Below are 20,383 nucleotides of genomic sequence, written 5' to 3' on the forward strand. Positions count from 1 at the left end.
AGCGCTTATTGCTCTTATTTGATATCGCTAGTTTACGGAAGTTTGTGCTCGCCTTGCCAGAGATCTTTGCGTTTTTCTCGTTCGCGCACCACCACCACAGTGTCACCGTCCACCATGATCTCGGCCGGGCGACAGCGGCTGTTGTAATTTGAAGCCATGGTAAAACCATAGGCGCCGGCGCTGCGCACGGCCAGTAAATCGCCGGCGTCTACCGCCAGTTCACGGTCACGGCCCAGAAAATCACCGGTTTCACATACCGGCCCGACCACATCGTACACCCGGGGTACGGCGCTGCTGATGGAATTCACCGGGATGATATTTTGCCAGGCCGAGTACAGTGCCGGGCGCAACAAATCGTTCATGGCGGCATCCACGATGGCAAAGCTTTTTTCTTCGCCCTGTTTGATGTATTCCACCCGGGTCACCAGAATGCCGGCATTGGCAGCAATCGCCCGGCCGGGTTCTAAAATCAATGACAACTGCTCACGACCAGCCATCCGCTGAGCCAGTGCCGCGGCATATTCTTTCGGGTGGGGCGGGGTTTCGCGGTCGTACGGTACGCCCAGACCGCCGCCTAAATCCAGGTGCTTAATGTGAATGTCTTTGTCGGCCAGCTCGTCAATCAGGCTAAGCAAGCGGTCCAGCGCATCCACAAACGGGCTTAAGCTGGTTAGCTGCGAGCCAATATGGCAATCCATACCGATGATATTCAGATTAGGCAGGCTGGCGGCCAGCTCATAGGTGGCCAGTGCCTGCTCCCGGGCAATCCCGAATTTGTTGGCTTTTAAGCCGGTAGAAATGTACGGATGGGTATTGGCATCCACATCCGGGTTGATGCGCAGCGAAATCGGTGCGGTGCGGCCCAGCCGTTCGGCCACCTCGCTGATGCGGTGCAGCTCCGGCTCAGACTCCACGTTAAAGCACATGATGTTTTGCTGTAGCGCGTATTCAATTTCTTCGACAGTTTTGCCCACCCCGGAAAACACCACTTTTTGCGGGTCGCCGCCGGCTTCAATGACCCGCGCCAGCTCACCGGCCGAGACAATGTCAAAGCCTGATCCCAGCCGGGCCAGCACATTAAGCACGCCTAAGTTGGAGTTGGCCTTGACCGCATAGCAAATCAGATGCGGGTGCGCGCCAATGGCATCATCAAAAGCATGCCAGTGGCGCTCTAAGGTGGCACGCGAATAAATGTAGGCGGGGGTGCCATGGGCCTGGGCAATCTGGCTGACCGGCACTTCTTCGGCATGCAGCTGTTGCCCGCGGTATCCAAAATGATCCATCAGAGATCTCCTTCCTGGGCGGCATCCGGGGTGTTGACCTCGGCGGGCGTCTGGTTTTGGCTATCCTCTTCAGGGAGATAGAGCGCACCCCGGTAGCCGCAACCGGCGACAACCAGGCAGACCAGTAACGTGGCCCAACAACGAGATGAAATTTTTGGCACGATGAAACCGCTGAAAAAACATGATTTGCCGCTATCATCGCATTGCGCAATTAAATTGCAAGAGACAAAAGTTTTTGGCGGGTTTTCTCACCGTATCGGACCTGCTGCCACAGGGTCTGGCACAGGGTGTAAGGGTCATCAAAATTACCCGCTTTCAGCCAGTCGATAAGCACCTCAGGGTTGTCTGGAAAGGTGATGGCCTCGTTGGCCGGAGCCTTCAGCCAGTATTTCACCACAGCGGTATCCAGGCAAGACAGGGTATCACATAACCCCAGTTGGCTCAGGGTAGCTACGTTGGATAACTGTTCAAACTGTCCGTGTAACGGTTTGATGAGCAATTTTTTGCCCAGATGCAAGGCTTCGCTGGATAATTCAAAGCCGCCATTGGCAATCACGCCCTGGCATTGTTGCAGCGTACAGGCAAAGCCTGCCCTGGAGGGCGGATACCAGTGCACATGCCCGCTTTGCAACGGTTGGTTAATGGCCGGGTGATAGCACTTAAAGACCTGATTGCTTAATGGTTCCAGCATCTGCTTGATATCATCAAGATCTTCAAATGGCAGGTACACCAGCACATGGCCCGGGCTAGCCTGCGGCGCCGGCCTGTCGCTGATAAAAGGCGGAAGGATCGGCTGATTAAAATGATACCAATGCACGCCCAGACACATATCAGCCGGTGCAAAAAAGCGTATCAGCAAGCGGTCCAGCAAGGTTTCGCCGGATTTGGGCACCTTGTAGGCAAATGCTGCCTGATGAGAGATAGAGATAGCGGTAAGCCCCTGACGCTTGGCGGCCCAGGCGGTGACCGGCTCGAAATCATTGATCAGTAAATCGTAACCGCTGACATCTAGCTGTCTGACATCGCGCATAAACTGGCAAAACTGGTTATGACGCAGTGTCGCCAGTTTATCAACCCGGCCATGGCGGGTGACAAAGCTGAGCCCCGGCAGGGTGCGATACTGACCAAAAATGTCCATGTCGAAATACTGTTCAGGCGAGCGCCCGGAAAACACAAAATCCACCTGAATATCGTCGCGTTGAGCCAATGCGGCCGCCATGATACGAGCCCGGGCGATATGCCCGTTACCGGTTCCCTGTACACCGTACAATATTTTCATATTACCCCAATATGGCCAGGCTGGCCGTGGCGATGGTGATGCCCAACGCAGCACCGGCCAGCACATCAGAAGGATAGTGCACTCCCAGCAGGATGCGCGATAAGCCGATTAATATGGCCCAGCTGCAGCCCAGCCAGGCAAAAGACGGATAAAAATACGCCACCATACTGGCCATCAGGCAGGCTGCTGCGGTATGTCCGGAAGGTAGGCTGAATTTGTCAGAGGGCGTAACATGGGCTGTCAGGTTATTGAGTAAATCGCACGGGCGGGGACGCTTTACGCTGTTTTTTAAGAGCAGGTACAGGGGTAGCTCCAGCGCGTACGCCATCAACGCGGTATATGCAAACAATTCGCCATGCTCTTGCTCAAAGCTCCACAGGCAGGTGGCCAGCAGCAGGTACAGATGACCGTCACCGGTGCGCGACAACCAGATAATTGCCGCGCAATTGCGCTTGCTGGTCAGGTTGTGTAACCAATAAAACGCACTGATATCGCATTTAGCCAGGGATTTTGTCAGCACCTGTGTATCTTCCCTATACAAAACGGTTGATCAGCAGACTAAAAACCCCGTGTGACTGTGCGGTGACAGAAAAAAGAAACCTTTGTGACACAGCACCCGTAATGCCCCCCATAACCACCAGTATAATTGTCGGGCAGGATCAGCCAATTGCAGCGTTTTGTTTCGCCCAAATGATGCTATGCTAGAGCCAGTTTGAGCCCAGCAACGGTCTTGCCGCGGCTGCACCTAAGTAAGTCAACAACCAAAAGGCTTTGTGATGGACTATAACACCTCTGAATTATGCGATTTGTTTGCCGACAGTGTCGATGTTGTCGATCCCATGTTTGTCAGCTATGGCGGGCGCTATTCTTTTGGCGGCGAGATTACCACGGTAAAATGCTTTGAAGACCGCGGCCTGATTGATCGGGTGCTGGCCCAGCCCGGTAGCGGCAAAGTGTTACTGATTGACGGCGGCGGTTCCACCCGGCGAGCGCTGCTGGATGCCAACTCGGCCCAGCTGGCCATCGACAACGACTGGGAAGGCATTGTGTGCTACGGCAGTGTGCGCGATGTGGATAGTTTAAGTGATTTTGATTTAGGCATTCTGGCGGTGGCGGCCATTCCGGTCAATGCCGACAGCGAAAGCATTGGCGATGTGGACGTGCCGGTGAATTTTGGCGGGGTGACCTTCTTACCCGAAGATCACCTGTATGCCGACAGCACCGGTGTCATCCTGTCGCCGGAGCCGCTGGATATCGATTAAGTCAGCCTAGCGCGTGGCCGACGGGGCAAACACCTCGTTTAAGTACAGCGCCATGCGGACCCCGGCTTGTTGCAGCCGCTGTTTGGCCACCGGCAGGTGGTCATACACATATTCATAGGCCATATCATTGGCATCTTCCGGATAGAGGCTATCGCGGATCTCGGTGCTCTCGGCAATCCAGGTCAGCGGGTCGGTGGCCTGCCAGCGAGTAATGTCGTCGGCGGTGATCTTGCTTTGCAGCCAGTCGGTCCACTCGGTATACGACAAACGCTTTTGCTCCAGCATTTCGGTATCCCAGACCCGGTGCAGATTCGAATCTTCCCAGAAAAACCGCACTTTCACATCATTACCACCGCGATCGGTGCCGTTGCCGGCGTGCAGCGGCTGATGCAGATCGCCGATGATATGCACTAAAAAGCGCAGCGCCAGTTGTTTTTCGTCGCGGCTGGCCTGCGTATCTTTTAACGTATTGGTGAAGCGGGTCAGCGCGGTCATGGCGTCGCCCTGTTCCGGTGCGCCCACCTGCGGGTAGCTTTTGCCTTCTGGCACTGTCACATAATGCAGTGGCGGCGATACCTTTTGCCAGAAGGGCGACGGGTTAGAGCGCATTTCATCGGCATAGGTGGATGCTTCGGCCAGGCTTTCGTTAGGCAGCAACTGATCGATGGCGGCCTGCGCATGGGGGCTTAGGTAATGCTCGGCGATGGCGCCGGTGACCCGGTGGCCGGTCTGGCCCCAAGCGTGGGCCTGGTCGGCGGGTAGCAGGCTGGCCAGCAAGCCGGCGCCGGCAATAAGCGAGGTTTTGGCAAATGCATACATGCAGATTATTCCTTGGCAGTGGTCGGCTGGTAGCCCCAGCGGGGCATCAGCGACTGGTCGATGTCGAGATGATCTAAAATGCGCGCGACCACAAAATCAATCAGGTCGGCAATGGTTTGTGGCTGATGATAAAAGCCAGGCGCCGCCGGCATCATGGTCACGCCCATGCGGCTCAATTTGAGCATATTTTCTAAATGCAGCGGCGATAGCGGCATTTCGCGGGGCACCATGATCAGCTGGCCGCGTTCTTTTAATACCACATCGGCAGCCCGCTCAATCAGATTATCACTGGCCCCGCAGGCTACTGCCGACAAGGTGCCGGTGGAACAAGGGCAGATCACCATCTGCTTGGGGGCGGCGGAGCCGGAGGCTACTGGTGAAAACCATTCTTCTTTACCGCAGACTGTGATTTGATCAGGCCGGGCGTTGAAACGCTGGCGAAAAAACTCTGCTGCCGCCTCCGGTTTGGCCGGGATTTTAAGATCTTCTTCGGTGGCAAATACCACCTTGGCGGCCGACGAAATCAGCACAAACACGTTGTAATCGGCAGCCACTAAACATTCAAGCAGGCGCAGCGCATAAGGTGCCCCGGAGGCACCGGTAATACCTAGTGTAATGGATTTAGCCATGCTGTTTCCTGGAGTTGGTAGACGTATCTAATGCCTGTAGCAGACGCTCATGAATACCGCCAAAGCCGCCGTTGCTCATCACCACGATGTGATCGCCGGGCCGGGCTAGCTCGGAGGCAGCGGCAATGACCGCTTCCACACTGCTTAACACCTGCGTGGGCGTGCCACTGCTGGCGGCGGCCTCGGCCAGTGACCAGCTCATGCCGGCTGGCTCATAAATCAGTGCCGCATCGGCTTGTTGCCAGGAGGCGGCCAGGGTGGCCTGATGTACACCCATTTTCATGGTGTTGGAGCGTGGCTCCAGTACCGCAATGATCCGCGCATCAGCCACTTTATGACGTAAGCCTGCTAAGGTGGTGGCAATGGCAGTGGGGTGGTGAGCAAAATCGTCATACACAGTGATGTCATTCACCGTGCCTTTATGCTCCATGCGCCGCTTCACATTTTGAAAGCGACACAGCGCAGCGATGGCATCATCAATGTGTACGCCGGCATGATGCGCGGCAGCGATGGCCATCAGGGCATTGTCTACATTGTGCTGGCCCAGCAATGACCAGGTCACGGTGCCGTAGCGGGTGCCCTGATAGATGACTTCAAACACACTGCCGTCGGCAGCGGCCAGCCGGGCCTGCCAGTCGCGGCCTAAATGCTGCTGGTTACTCCAGCAACCGCGCGCCAGGGTATCCTGGATGGCTGAGCTGCTATCCGGGGAAATGATCAGGCCGGTTTGCGGCACCATTCGCACCAGATGATGAAACTGGGTTTGGATGGCTGCCAGATCAGCAAAAATATCGGCATGATCAAATTCTAAATTGTTGATGACCAACGTATTAGGCCGGTAATGCACAAACTTGGAGCGCTTATCAAAAAAGGCACTGTCATATTCATCGGCTTCAATGACAAAAAACGGGCTGTCGCCGGTGCGTGCTGAAACACCAAAATTTTGTGGGATGCCGCCAATTAAAAAACCCGGATTAAGGCCGGTGGCTTCTAATATCCAGGCCACCATACTGCTGGTGGTGGTTTTGCCGTGGGTACCGGCAATGGCGATGACCCAGCGGTCGGTCAGCAGATTTTCCAGCAGCCACTGTGGGCCACTGGTATACGGCAATTTGCGGTTTAACACATATTCCACTGCCGGATTACCGCGCGACAGCGCATTGCCGATAATCACCATGTCCGGCTGCGGGGAAAACTGTGCCGGATCGAAGCCTTCGGTCAGGGTGATGCCTAACGCTTCCAGCTGGGTGCTCATGGGTGGGTAAACATTGGCATCCGAACCGGTTACCGTGTGGCCCAGCGACTTGGCAATGGCGGCAATCCCGCCCATAAAGCTGCCGCAGATGCCCAGAATGTGTACGTGCATAATCAATGAGTCCTGGTTGGGATGGCCGATACTGTATCAGAAGGGACTGCGTAATCGAATAACTCATTTCGCTGGGCTGCAATCGCAGGTACAATCGGCCACAACCGGTCAAAAAAGAAGCGCAGCAGTGCGGCGGCCAGTATCGTCTGCCTGCGATAAAAAACAGCCCGGCTAGCCAGGCTATCGCTCATCCGGTATAACAAAACCCTACATCAAAAAGGCAATTGCACACATGAAACGACTTAATTCCCAGCTGCAGCATGACGGTGCGCCGTTAGAACTGATTTTATTAATTCGAACCTTACTGGCCGGCTGTAAGGAAATTTCTTTCCGGGTCAGCCAGGGAGCCCTGGCCGGAGTGTTGGGCTCAACCTTGAGTGAAAATGTGCAGGGTGAGACGCAAAAAAAACTGGATGTGATCTCAAACCAGATCCTCAAAGACACCCTGCGTGACTCTGGCTATGTCAAAGCCATCTCTTCAGAAGAAGAAGACACCGTGGTGCCGTGCAACCCGGAAGGCAACTATCTGGTCAGCTTTGACCCGCTGGACGGGTCATCCAACACCGAAATCAACAGCCTGATTGGCACCATCTTTTCCATCACCCATGCGCCGCAGTGGATGGACGCCGATGATCCGTCAGCCTTTTTGCAGCCGGGCACTCAGATGGTCGCCGCCGGCTATGTGCTGTATGGCCCGTCCACCATGCTGGCCATGACCACCGGCCGCGGCACGCATCTGTACACTCTGGATAAAACCCATGGTGGTTTTCTGCTGACCCATCCAAATATCAGTGTGCCCACCCATACTGCTGAGTTTGCGATTAATACCTCCAACCAGCGGCACTGGGAAGCGCCGATTCAAAACTATGTGGCCGACTTGCTGGCTGGCAAAGAAGGGCCGCGGGAAAAAGATTATAATATGCGTTGGGTGGCGGCCATGGTGGGTGATATCCACCGGGTGTTATGCCGCGGCGGCATTTTTATGTATCCGTTTGATAAGCGTAATCCGTCCAAGCCGGGCAAACTGCGCTTATTGTATGAAGCCAACCCCATGGCCTTTTTGATGGAGCAGGCTGGTGGCCTGGCCAATACCGGGCATGGTCGCATTATGGAAGTGATGCCCACCGAAATTCACCAGCGGGTGCCGGTATTGCTGGGCTCGAAAGAAGAAATTGAAACCTGCCTGAGTTATTATCAGCAGGGCGAGTAGCGCTTAATCTGCGCGTAAAATAAGCAGCCAGGCTGCAAAGCCCGGCCTGGCAGTTTTTATTTTGCGGCGCGCACCGTATACTTGCAGCCGTTTCGCCAGCTAAATGCACCTGGGTCAGGTGTGGTTACCTGGCAAAATTGGCACATCATTAAATCAAAGGAACCATTCATGAGTCTGAACTCTGTTTCCGCAGGTAAAAATGTACCTGATGAAGTAAATGTGATTATCGAAATCCCGGCAAACGCAAACCCGGTGAAATACGAAGTTGATAAAGATTCCGGTGCGATGTTTGTTGACCGCTTCATGGCCACCTGCATGCACTATCCGGTTAACTATGGCTATGTAAACAACACATTGTCAGAAGACGGTGACCCGGTAGATGTGCTGGTAATGACGCCGTTCCCAATTATCAGCGGCTCAGTGATCAAATGCCGCCCGGTAGGCGTGTTGAACATGACTGACGAGTCAGGCAAAGATGCCAAGGTACTGGCGGTACCGGTAGACAAGCTGTCGACCATCTACCGTGACGTAAAAGAAATTGATGATGTGCCTGAGCTGACCAAACAGCAAATTGAGCACTTCTTTACTCATTATAAAGACCTGGAGCCAGGCAAATGGGTGAAAATTGACGGCTGGGCCAACGCCCAGGCAGCCAAAGATGAAATTACCGGCAGCATTAAACGGTTTGACCAAAACCAGTAAGCAGCAGGTAAAATACTAAGGGGCCCGGGTGGCCCCTTTTTTGATTGCCGGTCACCCGGCCAAATAGGAGGATCCCTATGCTGATAAAATCATTACAAGCCGGCATGCTGCTGGTCAGTGTGTTATTCGCGCCGATTACCCTGGCCCAGGAGGCCAAAGAAGTCTACTGGGAAGATATGGTGCCGCCAGGATTTAACGAACTGGATGCGCCGGCGGTATCCCATGATGGCCAGATGACCCAGTTGCAGCCTAATGCGCCGGTGGTCGAGGCGCTGAATGGTCAGTTGGTAAAAATCCCCGGCTTTGTGGTGCCGCTTGAAGGCACAGCCGAGCTGACCACTGAGTTTTTGCTGGTGCCGTATTTTGGTGCCTGTATCCATGTGCCGCCGCCACCATCCAACCAGATTGTGTATGTGACCTTTAAAGACGGCGTGGCCATCGAAGATTTGTATGATGCTATCTGGGTTACCGGTACCTTATCCACCGCTGGCTGGAAAGGCGATATTGCCTCGGTGGCGTATAAACTCGAAGGGCAGGCCGTCGCGCCATTCTAAGTCGTCAGCCATGCTCGCCTCGCTCTGGCCGGGTTTTTGAATAGCTATATAGGTGATCCATGCTGTGTGCAGCGTGTGCTGGCCTAACCCCTTGATATCCAGATTACGCGTGGCTCCCGGGCCCTGTCTTATGTGCACACTACTGGGAAAGTTTTACCTGGCAAGACAGGGTGAGCGAGATGCACAAAGCACTGGTTGTAGAAGGCGGCGCCATGCGCGGTATATTTGCCGCCGGCGTATTAGACATTTTTCAGCAAAGTCAGCAAACCTTTGATTTTGCTATTGGGGTGTCGGCAGGGGCCACCAACCTGTCGACTTTTGTGGCCGGCATACCTGGCCTGAGCAAACAAATCATCACCGATTACGCCACCCGGCGTGAATTTTTCAGCCCACTGCGTTTTATTCGCGGCGGCCATATGACCGATGTGCACTGGTTATGGCAGCAATGCCGGCTGCAGCTGAACCAGCGTATCAGTGAGTTTGGCCATACCACGCCTTTGTATGTGGGGGTCACCAATGTGGATACCGGCCAGTGTGACTATGTGCAGGCCACGGCAGAGAATATCGATGCGCTGATGGTGGCCTCGTGTTCGATTCCGGTGGCCTATCGCGACCAGCCCAAGATTGGCACGCATCGCTATGTGGACGGCGGGGTGGCCGATGCTATTCCGGTGCGCCAGGCCTATGCCATGGGCGCCCGGGATATCACGGTGATTTTGTCGCAGCCACTGGGCTTTTCCAAACCCACCATTACCTCACCCTGGCTGTTTGAGCGCCTGTACGGCCATCAGCCGGCACTCCTTAATACCTTGTTGCAACGCAGTGCCACCTACAATGCCACCCTGGACTTTTTACGCGAGCCGCCATCAGATGTACGCCTGAGACTGGTGGCACCGCCGGAGGGCTTTAATGTGAAGCGGCTGACCATGAACCGGGCCAAACTGGAGCGCGGCTATAAGCTGGGCAAGATTGCGGCGCGGCAGATGCTGCGCCAGCAGCGCCAGGCGGTGGCCTAGACGCTTATTGCGGAGTGTAAATATGCTCAGCGCGGCTAAATAGCAGCCACGAGGTGAGGATATATTTATCGTTACTTTTGGGGATCTGGCCGCGATGGGTATGGGTAAAATAGGCCGGAGCTATCACCATGCGCCCGGCTTTGGGGGAAACCGACCGATTTTGATAGTAAAAGTCGGTCTGGCCGCCTTCTTGCACATCGTTTAAGTAAAACATAAACAACAGTACCCGATGCAGCGCATCATTGTGCGGTAATTGCGGATACACTTCGGAATGCCAGTACGGATAGCCGCCTTCCTGCGCGGTATAGCGCTGTGCATTGATCTCGCCAATCCGAAACAGATAATTGAGCAGATTAGCCAGGTTGGGTTTGCCCACTTCCTCAAAATTGTCATGGGTCAGTTTGACCGGCTCGCCGGTTTTAGGGTGGCGCACTGTCAGGCCAATGGGACCGACCAGGGCAAAAAAATATTTTTCGATGTAACGCAGCAATTGCTGACCGGTTTTTTCCATCACCGGTTTAAACAGTGCCGAAAACTCGGCTTGTTCGCTGAACGACACATCGACGCTGCGCTTTTTATCCAAATCCACACCGCCGCCGGTGCGCCCGGGGGCCAGATGCGGACTGGCCTCAAACTGGGTGATGATTTGCTGACACAAGTCTGCAGGCAACACATCATCGATCACTTCGATAAAATCAGACTGTTCATGCATGCTCGGGCTCCAGAAGATGCTGGCTCAAAGTGGTTTTAACTGCGTCCGGAATGGGCGCGGCGCGCTGCGCCTGATAATCAAAGTGGACCATGGTGGTGGTGCCGGTGGCGCAATGTTTACCGGCCTGCCAGACCTGCTGGACCGTGGTAAACGAGCTGTTGCCGATGCGCCCGATATACGTTTTGATGGTGACCGGCTGGCCGTAAAACATCTGCTGATGAAAATCCACCTGATAGCCAGCCAGGATCAGCGGCCAGTGGGCCAGGTCCAGTTCCGGAGTAAACATGCGAAATACCGGGTCGCGGGCGGCCTCAAACCATTGCACCAGCACCGTGTTGCTGACGTGGCCTAACGCATCGGTTTCGCAAAAGCGCACCTCGTAGGTGGCTTCCAAAGGCTGTGTGGTATGCATAACCGTGTACATCTTATTGTGTCTGTAGGGGCCTTCACCATAGCATGGTGACAGCCCCAGGCAAATACAGCCCTCGGTCAGGCTTTGTTGAGCAGCGGTTTAAGAAAGTGGCCGGTATGCGAGGCTTCAAACTCACACAATTGTTCCGGGGTCCCTTCGGCGATGATCTGGCCGCCGCCAGAGCCGCCTTCTGGCCCTAAATCCACAACCCAGTCTGCCGTTTTGATCACATCCAGATTATGCTCAATCACCACCACGGTGTTGCCGTGGTCGCGCAGCCGGTGCAGTACCGCCAGCAGCTGGCGAATATCGTGAAAATGCAGGCCGGTGGTGGGCTCATCCAGAATATACAGGGTCTGGCCGGTATCACGCTTGGACAACTCACGAGCCAGCTTGACGCGCTGAGCTTCACCACCGGATAGGGTGGTGGCTGCCTGGCCTAATCGAATATAGCCTAAGCCGACATCCATCAGGGTTTGCAATTTGCGGGCGATAGCCGGGATGGGGTCGAAAAACTCGCGCGCTTCTTCCACCGTCATATCCAGCACTTCGTTGATATTTTTGCCTTTGTAATGCACTTCTAAGGTTTCGCGGTTATAGCGCTTGCCCTTACACACATCACATGACACATAAATATCCGGCAAGAAGTGCATTTCGACTTTGATCATGCCATCGCCCTGACAGGCTTCACAGCGCCCGCCTTTGACATTGAAGCTGAACCGGCCGGGCTTATAACCGCGCGAACGGGCTTCCTGGGTACCGGCAAACAGCTCGCGTATGGGGGTGAAGATACCTGCATACGTGGCCGGGTTAGACCGCGGGGTGCGGCCAATCGGGCTTTGGTCGATATCCACCACCTTGTCCAGATTATCCAACCCGTGCATGGCGGTATACGGGGCCGGCTCATTGGCGGTGGCATTATTGAGCTCACGCTGGGCAATGCGATAAAAAGTATCATTGATCAGGGTAGATTTGCCCGAGCCGGACACACCGGTGACACAGGTCATCAGGCCCACCGGAATTTTCAGGGTAACTGATTGCAAGTTATTGCCGGTGGCGCCTTCCAGTACCAGCCACTGGTCATTTTTGGCCGGGTTGCGTACCTCGGGCACGGCAATGGCTTCGCGGCCAGACAGATATTTTCCGGTAAGTGAGTCTTCACTGTCTAAGATATCCTGCAATGAGCCGGCGGCGATGATTTCCCCGCCGTGGACGCCAGCGCCCGGGCCGATATCAATGATATAATCGGCTTCGCGAATAGCATCTTCATCGTGTTCCACCACCAATACGGTGTTACCCAGATCGCGCAGGCGGGTCAGGGTGCCGAGTAGACGTTCATTATCGCGCTGATGCAAGCCGATGGAGGGCTCATCCAGCACATACATGACGCCCACTAGGCCGGCGCCGATTTGGCTGGCCAGCCGGATACGCTGGGCTTCACCACCGGACAGGGTATCCGCGCTGCGTGACAGATTCAGATAGTTAAGCCCTACATTGACCAAAAAGCCCAGGCGGTCCTGGATCTCTTTTAAGATCTTATCGGCAATCTCAGCTTTCTGGCCCTGCAGGCCCAGATTTTCAAAAAAATCGAAGGCGTTGGCAATAGACATCTCGGCAATGGCCGGCAGGTTGGTCTGGCCGATAAACACATTACGCGCTTCTTCGCGCAGTCGCGACCCGCCACAACTGGTGCACGGCTGCTGGCTAAGATATTTGGCTAATTCTTCACGTACTGCGTTGGATTCAGTTTCCCGGTAGCGCCGCTCCATGTTGGGGATAACTCCCTCAAACGGATGCTTACGCTCCATGATATCGCCACGGTCATTGATGTATTTAAACTTCAGCGACTTACCTTTGGAGCCGTAGAGCACGACATCGCGATCTTTTTGGCTCAGCTCGGCAAAGGGTTTGGTCAAATCAAAGTCATAATGGTCAGCCACCGCCTGCAGCATCTGAAAATAATAATAACTGCGTTTGTCCCAGCCGCGGATCACACCGCCAGACAGACTAAGCTCGTCATTGACTATAATGCGCGAGGGGTCGAAAAACTGACGGGTGCCCAGGCCATCACAGGTGGGGCAGGCACCGGCCGGGTTGTTAAACGAAAACAACCGCGGCTCCAGCTCGCTCAAGCTGTACCCACAATGAGGACAGGCAAAGTTAGCCGAAAAAATCACGGGCTCGGCATCCGGGTTGTCCATGTCCACCACTTTGGCATTGCCACCGGACAGCTCCAACGCGGTTTCGAAGGACTCGGCCAGACGCAGCTGTAAATCGTCACGCACCTTGAAGCGGTCAACCACCACTTCGATGGTGTGTTTTTTGTGTAAATCCAGCTCTGGCGGATCCGACAGGTCGCAGACCTCGCCATCGATGCGCGCCCGGATGTAGCCCTGCGCAGCCAGATTCTGCAGCATTTTGACATGCTCACCCTTACGGTCGGAGACCACCGGGGCCAGCAGCATCAGCTTGCTGCCTTCGGGCATGGCGAGGACTTTGTCGACCATTTGGCTGATGGTTTGGGCATCCAGCGGCTCATCGTGAGTGGGGCAGCGCGGCGTACCCACGCGGGCAAACATTAAGCGCAGATAGTCGTAGATTTCGGTGATGGTACCCACCGTTGAGCGCGGGTTATGTGAGGTGGATTTTTGCTCGATGGAGATGGCCGGCGACAAGCCTTCGATATGATCTACATCGGGCTTTTCCATCATTGACAAAAATTGCCGTGCATAGGCTGACAGCGACTCCACATAACGGCGCTGCCCTTCGGCGTACAAGGTGTCAAACGCCAGTGATGATTTGCCTGAGCCAGACAGCCCTGTGATGACCACCAGTTTGTCCCGGGGAATTGATAAATCGATGTTTTTAAGGTTATGGGTGCGGGCACCCTGTATGTCGATTTTGTCCATTGAGACCCATCATTTGCCAAAAGATCCAGTATGCCACAGCGGCACTGAAAAATAATGATTAGTTACCGCTGGCGCTGTATAGCAGATCATTGATTAAAATCGTGTCATGGGCAAAAAACCATATTGTGATACACTCGCAGGCACTTTTTTGCTACAGGAAACCGTGAGATTTTGAACGCCTTAGAGTTACGCGCAGCATTATCATTAGCTTTAGTTTATGTGTTGCGCATGATGGGATTGTTTATGGTGATGCCGGTGCTTGCGGTGGCTGCCTTGGACTACCCGGATTACTCGCCTTTTTTGGTCGGCCTGGCCATTGGCGGGTATGGCCTGACGCAGGCGGCGTTACAGATTCCCATGGGCATGTTATCCGACCGCTGGGGTCGCAAGCCGGTGATCTTACTGGGCCTGGCAGTGTTTGCTGGTGGCAGTCTGATTGCCGCGCTGGCCGACAGCTTAAGCTTGATGGTGGTGGGGCGCATCTTACAGGGCGCTGGCGCCATTGCCGGGGCCATCATGGCGCTGGCCACCGATGTCAGCCGTGAAGCCCAGCGCGCTAAAGTGATGGCCATCATCGGCATTGCCATCGGTTTTTCTTTTTATCTGGCGGTGCTGGTGGGTCCGTTGATTGCCCAGTACGGCGGCTTAAGCGGCATTTTTGCCCTAACCGGCATACTGGCGCTGTGCTGCATGCCGCTCATTTATTGGGTGGTACCGGCAGCACCACCTAGTGCCAGTGCTGATGTGTTGCCGCGGCCCGGCCAGGTGGCCCGGCTGTTGCGTGCGCCGCAATTGTGGCGGCTCAATGTTAGTGTGTTGCTGCTACACATGATGATCACCCTGTTATTTGTCAATCTGCCGGTGACCCTGCTAGCCCTGGATTTTACCCTGGAGGTGCAGTGGCAGCTGTATTTACCGGTGTTGGTGGCGTCTATCGTGGGGCTCACCGGGCTGATGGCCTGGGGCCGCGGCCGCACCTTACGCAAGATTGTGTTATCGGCTGCCGGCCTGATGGCACTGGGCTTCGTGGGGCTTGGCCTGGAACCGGCCAGCCTGGCCTGGGTAGTGGTGGCGTTGGTGCTGTTTTTCACCGGCTTTAATTATTTAGAAGCCAGCTTTCCGGCATTGGTATCCACCCTGGCCCCGGCCGGTCAGAAGGGCACCGCCATGGGCATTTATGCTAGCTTTCAATTTTTTGGGGCATTTGCCGGCGGCATGCTGGCCGGGCTGGTGGCAGAGCTGTCCAGCCCCACCGGCGCCTATCTGACCGGTGCTGCCGTGGCGGTGGCCTGGCTGGCGCTGCTCAGCGGGCTGAACAATATGCACATACTAAAACGTGTAGCGCTGCCGTTTAGCGGCCCACCAGCCCGGTCCGGTGAGCTGGATGCGGCTCTGGGGCAGATCCCGGGAGTTCAGGAAACCGCCGTATCCGCTGAAGACGGCATGGTGTATCTTAAAGTCAATCAGCACTTCGACCAGGCGCAGGCGCATCAGGTCATTGCGCTACACACCAGTCAGGCCCGGGCATAACAGCAGGCACACAAGGGGGAAACATGATTGATTTGCAGGCCTACCGCGGCATTGTGTTTGATATGGATGGCACCTTGCTGGATTCCATGGGCGCACACCTGAACGCCTGGCAGCAAACCTGCGAGCAGTTTGGGCTGCCTTTCGATCGCCCTTTCATGTACAGCCTGGGCGGCGTACCAACCACCGAAACAGTGCGGCTGCTCAGTGAACATTATCAACAGCCGCTGGATGTGCCTGCGGTGGCCCGTTTTAAAGAGGCGGCTTATCAGGCGAGGGACCATGCACCCACCCTTATTGCCTCGACCCTGGCGGTATTTGAACACTATCGGCCCAGCCATGCCATTGGTGTGGGCACCGGCGCCGGGCGCCATTATGCCAGTCAGCTTCTAGCCCATCACGGCCTGCTGGAACGGCTGGATACCCTGGTCACAGCCAGTGATGTGCTGCAGGGTAAACCCCATCCGGAAACCTTTTTGACTGTGGCTAGCCAGATGCAGGTAGCGCCGCACCAGTGTGTGGTGTTTGAAGACACCGAAATTGGTGTGCAGGCTGCCGGTCGCGCTGGCATGGACTGCTTTTTGGTCAGTGCTGGGGAGATCCAGCCCGATGTGATCAAAGCGCCGGGCAACTAACCAACAAATACTTCTTTTTTTAATCGTTAACCATCAGTAATAACAGGAACAACACATGTGGTATCGCGTAGCATTGGTATTGGCGAGTTTGGTTTGCAGTAGTTGCGCCATCGATGTCAGTTCGGGGTCTTTTGTGCATCAGGACAACACCATTTCAGCGCTGGATACCACACAGTTGCATCAGCGGGTTAATGAAGCCCGGGCCAAGGTGTCGATCACCACGGTTGAGCTGACCAACGCGCAGGGGCTGGCGCTAAAAGGCATCGCGGTGTCTTACCCTAACCCTGTGGTTAACATTGTATTTTTTGCTGGCAATGGCATGCGTATCGCCAAATCTTCCGGCCTGGTGCATCAGTTTGGCCAGATCCCGGCCAATATTTTGTGGCTGGATTATCAGGGCGTCGGGGCCAGCGAAAAAGCGCCTATCATGCGCATGGCTAACTTAAAAGCTGATGCGCTGCAGGTTTACGATTATGGCAAAAGCGTGTTTCCCGACCATCTGCCCACGGTAGCTCACGGGATCTCCATCGGCAGCATTCTGGCCAGCTATGTGGCCTCGGTGCGTGAGGTGGATGGCCTGGTATTGGACGGCCCAATCAATCGGGTGACTGATGTGGCGCAAAATATGGTGCCTGAGTGGACCAAATATTTTACTTATTTGGAAGTGTCGGCGGATTTGGCGCTGGTGGATAATGCTGATTATATCCGCCATTACCAGGGCCCGCTGATGATCCTGACCGGGCGGGAAGATCAGCTCACACCGACCCGTTTTGGCCGTGAGCTGTACGATATCTCGCCCAGCATGAACAAAGAAATTATTGTGGTACCCGGCGCCCGCCATGGTGAAACCATGGAAAACCGCCGGGTGATCCCGAAATACCGGGAATTTATCAATTCGTTTGAACAATTCCCGGGATACTGAGGCTAAAACTTAACGGCGAAAATCTGTGTCGGTGCTGGTGGCAAACAGCGCAAACATGCTGTAAATCGCGGTATTGAACTGCAATGCCTCCCGGTCCACTTTGTCCAGCGTGTCGTTGCGGGTATGGTGATAGTCAAAATAGTCGCTGCCATCAGGATTAAAGTTTACCGCCGGCTGGCCGGCATGGCCCAGCGCGCTCATATCTGACTGGCCTTTGGCCGTGTTGGTATCTGCCAGACTCACTCCCAGCGGTGCCAGTTGCTCGGCAAAAGCTTCAATAGCCGGTAAGGCCTTTGGCCCGACTCCTGGCTCCAGCTGGTAGATTTTACCGTTACCAAAATCCCATTCGGCGCCAATCATGTGCTGCGGCATCTCCTCGGTATGTTGCTCTACATAGTCTTTGGCGCCCAGCAGGCCCACTTCTTCGGCAGCAAATAAAATCACCCGTAAGGTGCGTGCCGGGCGCTCTTCACGCTGAGCCAAATAATGGCCGGCAGCCAGGGTAATGCCCACACCGATACCATCATCGATAGCGCCGGTGCCCACATCCCAGCTGTCCAAATGCGCGCCCAGCGTGACGATCTCGTCGGGCCGGCTGGCCCCGGTGACCTCGCCAATCACATTGGCAATTGTAGTGGGTTGGGGCGCCAGACCGGTGCCGGACAGGGTTAATGAAAATACCACCGGCTCGGGCCGGCGCAGCATGTTTTCCAGCAGATCTGCATCCGGGTTAGAGATGGCCACCGCCGGAATTTTTTTCACACCGTCGGCATAGCGTGATACGCCGGTGTGGGCAAAGCGATGAGTGTCGGTTCCTACCGAGCGCATGATGAAGGCTACTGCGCCTTTTTGTGCGGCCACCGAGGCACCAGTGACCCGCGCGCCCACTGCCGCGCCATAGCCATGGCCATCCCGGTGGCGTTCCATTTTGTAGGTTACAAAGGCGATTTTGCCCTCCAGACTACCCGCCGGCGCGGCTTCCAGAGCTGCCAGATCGGCAAATGCCACCAGCGGGGCGCTAACCGGTTCACCATGGGTGCCAACACTGTTGCCCAGTGCCAGTGCAGTGATAGGATGTTTGTAAGGGCTTACTACTGAAGCACTTAATTCGCCGCGCTGCCACAATGTGGCGTCGCTTTCTTCTACCCAGACCTTGTCAAACCCCAGCGCCTGCATCTTGGCCACCGCCCAGGCGACCGATGCACGCTCACCGGGGGTGCCTACCATACGTGCGCCCACCTCGGTGGTCAGCGATTCGATGATGGTATACGACAGCTCATCCTGAGCTGCCTGCTGCTGCAGAGCCGACAAGGCCTGCATGTGGTCATCCGGCAGCGAAGCGACTGCGGAAGTCAGTGGGGCAAATAACGCCAGGCTCAGGGCACTGGCACGCAACAGCGTCAAACAAGTCATGCAATATCCTACATATATAGAAAGCGACGGCGGCTGGCCGCCATGCAATTCAGCCGCCTGGTTTGGCGGCACAAACGGGGCATTAAAAAATTAAACGGGTCAGACCATCAGGACCGGGGTGCCGGGTGATAGCCGACCCGGGTACCCGCAATATGGTCGTGCACACAGCGGCGGTCGCCGCGAAAGATAAACATAATATCCGCCAGGGCCAGCAGTGCCCCTAAAAAGGGCAGATTGTAGGCCAGCAGCACCGGCAGATAGCGGGCCAGATAGCAACGGCTGAACGTGGCCGGCCGCCCATCCAGGGTTTCGATGCGGATGTTGAGAAAATATTTACCCACTGTCTGGGCCCGGGTGGCCAGATAATAGCCATGGATTAGCGCGAACATAATGGCCTGGTAGGCGAGCACCAGACCTAAGGCACTCCACCAAGTGCTGGTGGCCAGATAGTTGGACCACACGATCATCAGCGGCAGGCTGGCCAGAATACCAATGACACTGTCGATCAAAAAAGCCGCAAAGCGTTCGCGCCGCCGGGCCAGGGGAGGATGTTCGATATCATTAATAGCATCCACTTCGGCTTCATCGCGCGCTTTGATAAGCTCAGCTAAAAAAGCCGCCTGTTTGGGATGGGCTTGCGCATCCAGTTCCCGGTAAGCCTGCCGAAGCTGCTCGAGGCTGTGATCCTGATAATCAGAAGAGTGCACGTATTCAGTCGTCAAAATATGAACGTAGCTTCAGTGTAACGGCTTGGCGACAAAACACCAACCATCATTGAAAACCATCGGAATATACGCTATACCATCAATAATAACAGCAAGATAGAACATTTGAGGTATGCCCGACAACTCGTTAGCGCTGCATTCGGCCTTAGAGTGGATAATTCCCACCCAGTGCGCGTATGCCAGTGGCGCTTACTACAATTTGTTTGATCATTGTCTATGGTGGACAGATAGTCGTAATTCAGCCCATTACCAGCTGGATTTGCACACCTTCAGCGTCACCCATTCACTCTTACCCAGGCCTTTTTTGTGGCTAAAAAAAACCTTAAGCGGACAGGTGGTAGGGGCAGATCCGAATCAGGTGTATTTGCTGGATAACGAGCACACCGAAGCCAGCCCGTTTTTTACTCTGAACGAGCATGCGCCGGCGCGCCAGATTTCTCCGGCCACGGTGACGCCGGCCGGCCAGTTATATGTGGCCACCAGCCATCGCCGTGGCAGCTTTCAACAGCGCACTGTGAGTGGTGTGCAACCGGGCCAGACCAGCCGCTATCAGGAGCCGGGCCAACAATTACATGGTTTAGCCAGCCGCGCTGCCGGCGATGTGTTGTTTGCCAGTGACTTTGACCAGAGCAAAATTTACCAGTATTTGCTGCATCAGGACGGCCAGATTGTGGGCCGCCAACCCTTTGTCACCTTATCCGACAAACTGGGCGCGCCCAGCGGCCTGGCGGTGGATGCCGATGGCCATGTGTGGGTGGCTTGCTGGGGCAGCGGACTGGTGTGTGAGTTTTGCCCCAATGGCAGTCTGTTGCAACAGATTGGGTTGCCAGCCACTCAGCTAACCAGTATCAGCTTTACCGGGCCGGGCTCCTCCTTCCTGGTGGTGACCAGTGCGCGACTGGGGCTGGAGCTAGAGGAATTGCACCAGCAACCGCACAGTGGCGCGACCTTTATTCTGGATGTGGGTAATAAAGGCTATTGCGAACCGCCGGCCCAGCTGATGTAACG

The 20,383-nt window shown here is 55.3% G+C and carries 21 protein-coding genes; 9 read left to right on the plus strand and 12 right to left on the minus strand.

Going from position 1 to position 20,383, the window contains the following annotated elements; all coding sequences use genetic code 11:
* Nucleotides 1–32: 32 nt before the first annotated feature.
* Genes lysA through ACTUJZ_RS12225 form a run of 4 tightly spaced genes read right to left on the minus strand, consistent with a single transcriptional unit; the run spans nt 33 to nt 3,082 of the window.
* Nucleotides 33–1,283 (minus strand): diaminopimelate decarboxylase, encoded by a 1,251-nt coding sequence (gene lysA / locus ACTUJZ_RS12210; RefSeq protein WP_463636606.1) that lies wholly within the window; start codon nt 1,281–1,283, stop codon nt 33–35.
* A complete protein-coding gene (lptM, locus tag ACTUJZ_RS12215; protein ID WP_463636607.1) occupies nt 1,283–1,444 on the minus strand; it encodes an LPS translocon maturation chaperone LptM in 162 nt (53 codons plus the stop codon). Before lptM ends, lysA begins: the two co-directional genes overlap by 1 nt.
* 50 nt (nt 1,445–1,494) lie before the next feature.
* Nucleotides 1,495–2,562 carry an MJ1255/VC2487 family glycosyltransferase gene (locus ACTUJZ_RS12220; RefSeq protein WP_463636608.1) on the minus strand — a complete coding sequence of 356 codons (1,068 nt, stop codon included), beginning with the start codon at nt 2,560–2,562 and terminating at the stop codon, nt 1,495–1,497.
* Between the two features lies 1 nt (nt 2,563).
* Nucleotides 2,564–3,082: a phosphatase PAP2 family protein gene (locus ACTUJZ_RS12225; RefSeq protein WP_463636609.1), complete on the minus strand. Its 519-nt coding sequence runs from the start codon at nt 3,080–3,082 to the stop codon at nt 2,564–2,566.
* 256 nt (nt 3,083–3,338) lie between these two features.
* Between ACTUJZ_RS12225 and rraA the strand changes: the two genes are divergently transcribed.
* Nucleotides 3,339–3,824, plus strand: a complete 486-nt coding sequence (gene rraA / locus ACTUJZ_RS12230; protein ID WP_463636610.1) for a ribonuclease E activity regulator RraA — start codon at nt 3,339–3,341, stop codon at nt 3,822–3,824.
* A 6-nt stretch (nt 3,825–3,830) separates the two neighbouring features.
* Here rraA and ACTUJZ_RS12235 read toward each other — a convergent pair whose 3' ends face one another.
* The 3 genes from ACTUJZ_RS12235 to mpl are packed head-to-tail and all read right to left on the minus strand — an operon-like array spanning nt 3,831 to nt 6,638.
* Nucleotides 3,831–4,643: a S1/P1 nuclease gene (locus tag ACTUJZ_RS12235; protein WP_463636611.1), complete on the minus strand. Its 813-nt coding sequence runs from the start codon at nt 4,641–4,643 to the stop codon at nt 3,831–3,833.
* A 5-nt stretch (nt 4,644–4,648) separates the two neighbouring features.
* Entirely contained in the window at nt 4,649–5,272 is a 624-nt protein-coding gene (locus tag ACTUJZ_RS12240; protein ID WP_463636612.1) for a flavin prenyltransferase UbiX, read from the minus strand.
* Entirely contained in the window at nt 5,265–6,638 is a 1,374-nt protein-coding gene (mpl, locus tag ACTUJZ_RS12245; protein WP_463636613.1) for a UDP-N-acetylmuramate:L-alanyl-gamma-D-glutamyl-meso-diaminopimelate ligase, read from the minus strand. Before mpl ends, ACTUJZ_RS12240 begins: the two co-directional genes overlap by 8 nt.
* A 232-nt stretch (nt 6,639–6,870) precedes the next feature.
* Between mpl and ACTUJZ_RS12250 the strand changes: the two genes are divergently transcribed.
* The 4 genes from ACTUJZ_RS12250 to ACTUJZ_RS12265 all read left to right on the plus strand — a co-directional run bounded on the left by ACTUJZ_RS12250 (nt 6,871) and on the right by ACTUJZ_RS12265 (nt 10,120).
* Nucleotides 6,871–7,848, plus strand: coding sequence for a class 1 fructose-bisphosphatase (locus tag ACTUJZ_RS12250; protein ID WP_463636614.1), 978 nt, complete (start codon nt 6,871–6,873; stop codon nt 7,846–7,848).
* Between the two features lie 168 nt (nt 7,849–8,016).
* Nucleotides 8,017–8,550 carry an inorganic diphosphatase gene (gene ppa / locus ACTUJZ_RS12255; RefSeq protein WP_463636615.1) on the plus strand — a complete coding sequence of 178 codons (534 nt, stop codon included), beginning with the start codon at nt 8,017–8,019 and terminating at the stop codon, nt 8,548–8,550.
* A gap of 77 nt (nt 8,551–8,627) precedes the next feature.
* Complete coding sequence (locus ACTUJZ_RS12260) at nt 8,628–9,104, plus strand: DUF3299 domain-containing protein (protein ID WP_463636616.1); 477 nt, start codon at nt 8,628–8,630, stop codon at nt 9,102–9,104.
* 179 nt (nt 9,105–9,283) lie between these two features.
* Nucleotides 9,284–10,120, plus strand: a complete 837-nt coding sequence (locus ACTUJZ_RS12265; protein WP_463636617.1) for a patatin-like phospholipase family protein — start codon at nt 9,284–9,286, stop codon at nt 10,118–10,120.
* Nucleotides 10,121–10,124: 4 nt separating this feature from the next.
* Here ACTUJZ_RS12265 and ACTUJZ_RS12270 read toward each other — a convergent pair whose 3' ends face one another.
* The 3 genes from ACTUJZ_RS12270 to uvrA form a co-directional block, all read right to left on the minus strand.
* On the minus strand, nt 10,125–10,832 hold the full coding sequence (locus tag ACTUJZ_RS12270; RefSeq protein ID WP_463636618.1) for a 2OG-Fe(II) oxygenase: 708 nt from the start codon (nt 10,830–10,832) through the stop codon (nt 10,125–10,127).
* Nucleotides 10,825–11,244: an acyl-CoA thioesterase gene (locus ACTUJZ_RS12275; protein ID WP_463636619.1), complete on the minus strand. Its 420-nt coding sequence runs from the start codon at nt 11,242–11,244 to the stop codon at nt 10,825–10,827. Before ACTUJZ_RS12275 ends, ACTUJZ_RS12270 begins: the two co-directional genes overlap by 8 nt.
* A 77-nt stretch (nt 11,245–11,321) precedes the next feature.
* A complete protein-coding gene (gene uvrA, locus ACTUJZ_RS12280) occupies nt 11,322–14,153 on the minus strand; it encodes an excinuclease ABC subunit UvrA (RefSeq protein ID WP_463636620.1) in 2,832 nt (943 codons plus the stop codon).
* A gap of 171 nt (nt 14,154–14,324) precedes the next feature.
* On the opposite strand from uvrA, the gene ACTUJZ_RS12285 reads away from it, so the two are divergent.
* From ACTUJZ_RS12285 to ACTUJZ_RS12295, 3 genes are read left to right on the plus strand one after another with little or no spacing between them, the layout of a single operon-like run.
* On the plus strand, nt 14,325–15,683 hold the full coding sequence (locus ACTUJZ_RS12285) for an MFS transporter (RefSeq protein ID WP_463636621.1): 1,359 nt from the start codon (nt 14,325–14,327) through the stop codon (nt 15,681–15,683).
* A gap of 23 nt (nt 15,684–15,706) precedes the next feature.
* The gene (locus tag ACTUJZ_RS12290; RefSeq protein WP_463636622.1) at nt 15,707–16,315 is read left to right on the plus strand and encodes an HAD family hydrolase; all 609 of its coding nucleotides are present in this window, start codon (nt 15,707–15,709) and stop codon (nt 16,313–16,315) included.
* 55 nt (nt 16,316–16,370) lie between these two features.
* Nucleotides 16,371–17,237: an alpha/beta hydrolase gene (locus tag ACTUJZ_RS12295; protein ID WP_463636623.1), complete on the plus strand. Its 867-nt coding sequence runs from the start codon at nt 16,371–16,373 to the stop codon at nt 17,235–17,237.
* A 9-nt stretch (nt 17,238–17,246) separates the two neighbouring features.
* Here the strand turns inward: ACTUJZ_RS12295 and ACTUJZ_RS12300 are convergent, their stop codons facing one another.
* The gene (locus ACTUJZ_RS12300) at nt 17,247–18,650 is read right to left on the minus strand and encodes a M20/M25/M40 family metallo-hydrolase (protein ID WP_463636624.1); all 1,404 of its coding nucleotides are present in this window, start codon (nt 18,648–18,650) and stop codon (nt 17,247–17,249) included.
* Between the two features lie 107 nt (nt 18,651–18,757).
* Nucleotides 18,758–19,357, minus strand: coding sequence for an RDD family protein (locus ACTUJZ_RS12305; protein ID WP_463636625.1), 600 nt, complete (start codon nt 19,355–19,357; stop codon nt 18,758–18,760).
* A 130-nt stretch (nt 19,358–19,487) separates the two neighbouring features.
* On the opposite strand from ACTUJZ_RS12305, the gene ACTUJZ_RS12310 reads away from it, so the two are divergent.
* Nucleotides 19,488–20,381: an SMP-30/gluconolactonase/LRE family protein gene (locus ACTUJZ_RS12310; RefSeq protein ID WP_463636626.1), complete on the plus strand. Its 894-nt coding sequence runs from the start codon at nt 19,488–19,490 to the stop codon at nt 20,379–20,381.
* Nucleotides 20,382–20,383: the final 2 nt, after the last annotated feature.

The organism is Alteromonas sp. WD8-37, from assembly GCF_055326825.1.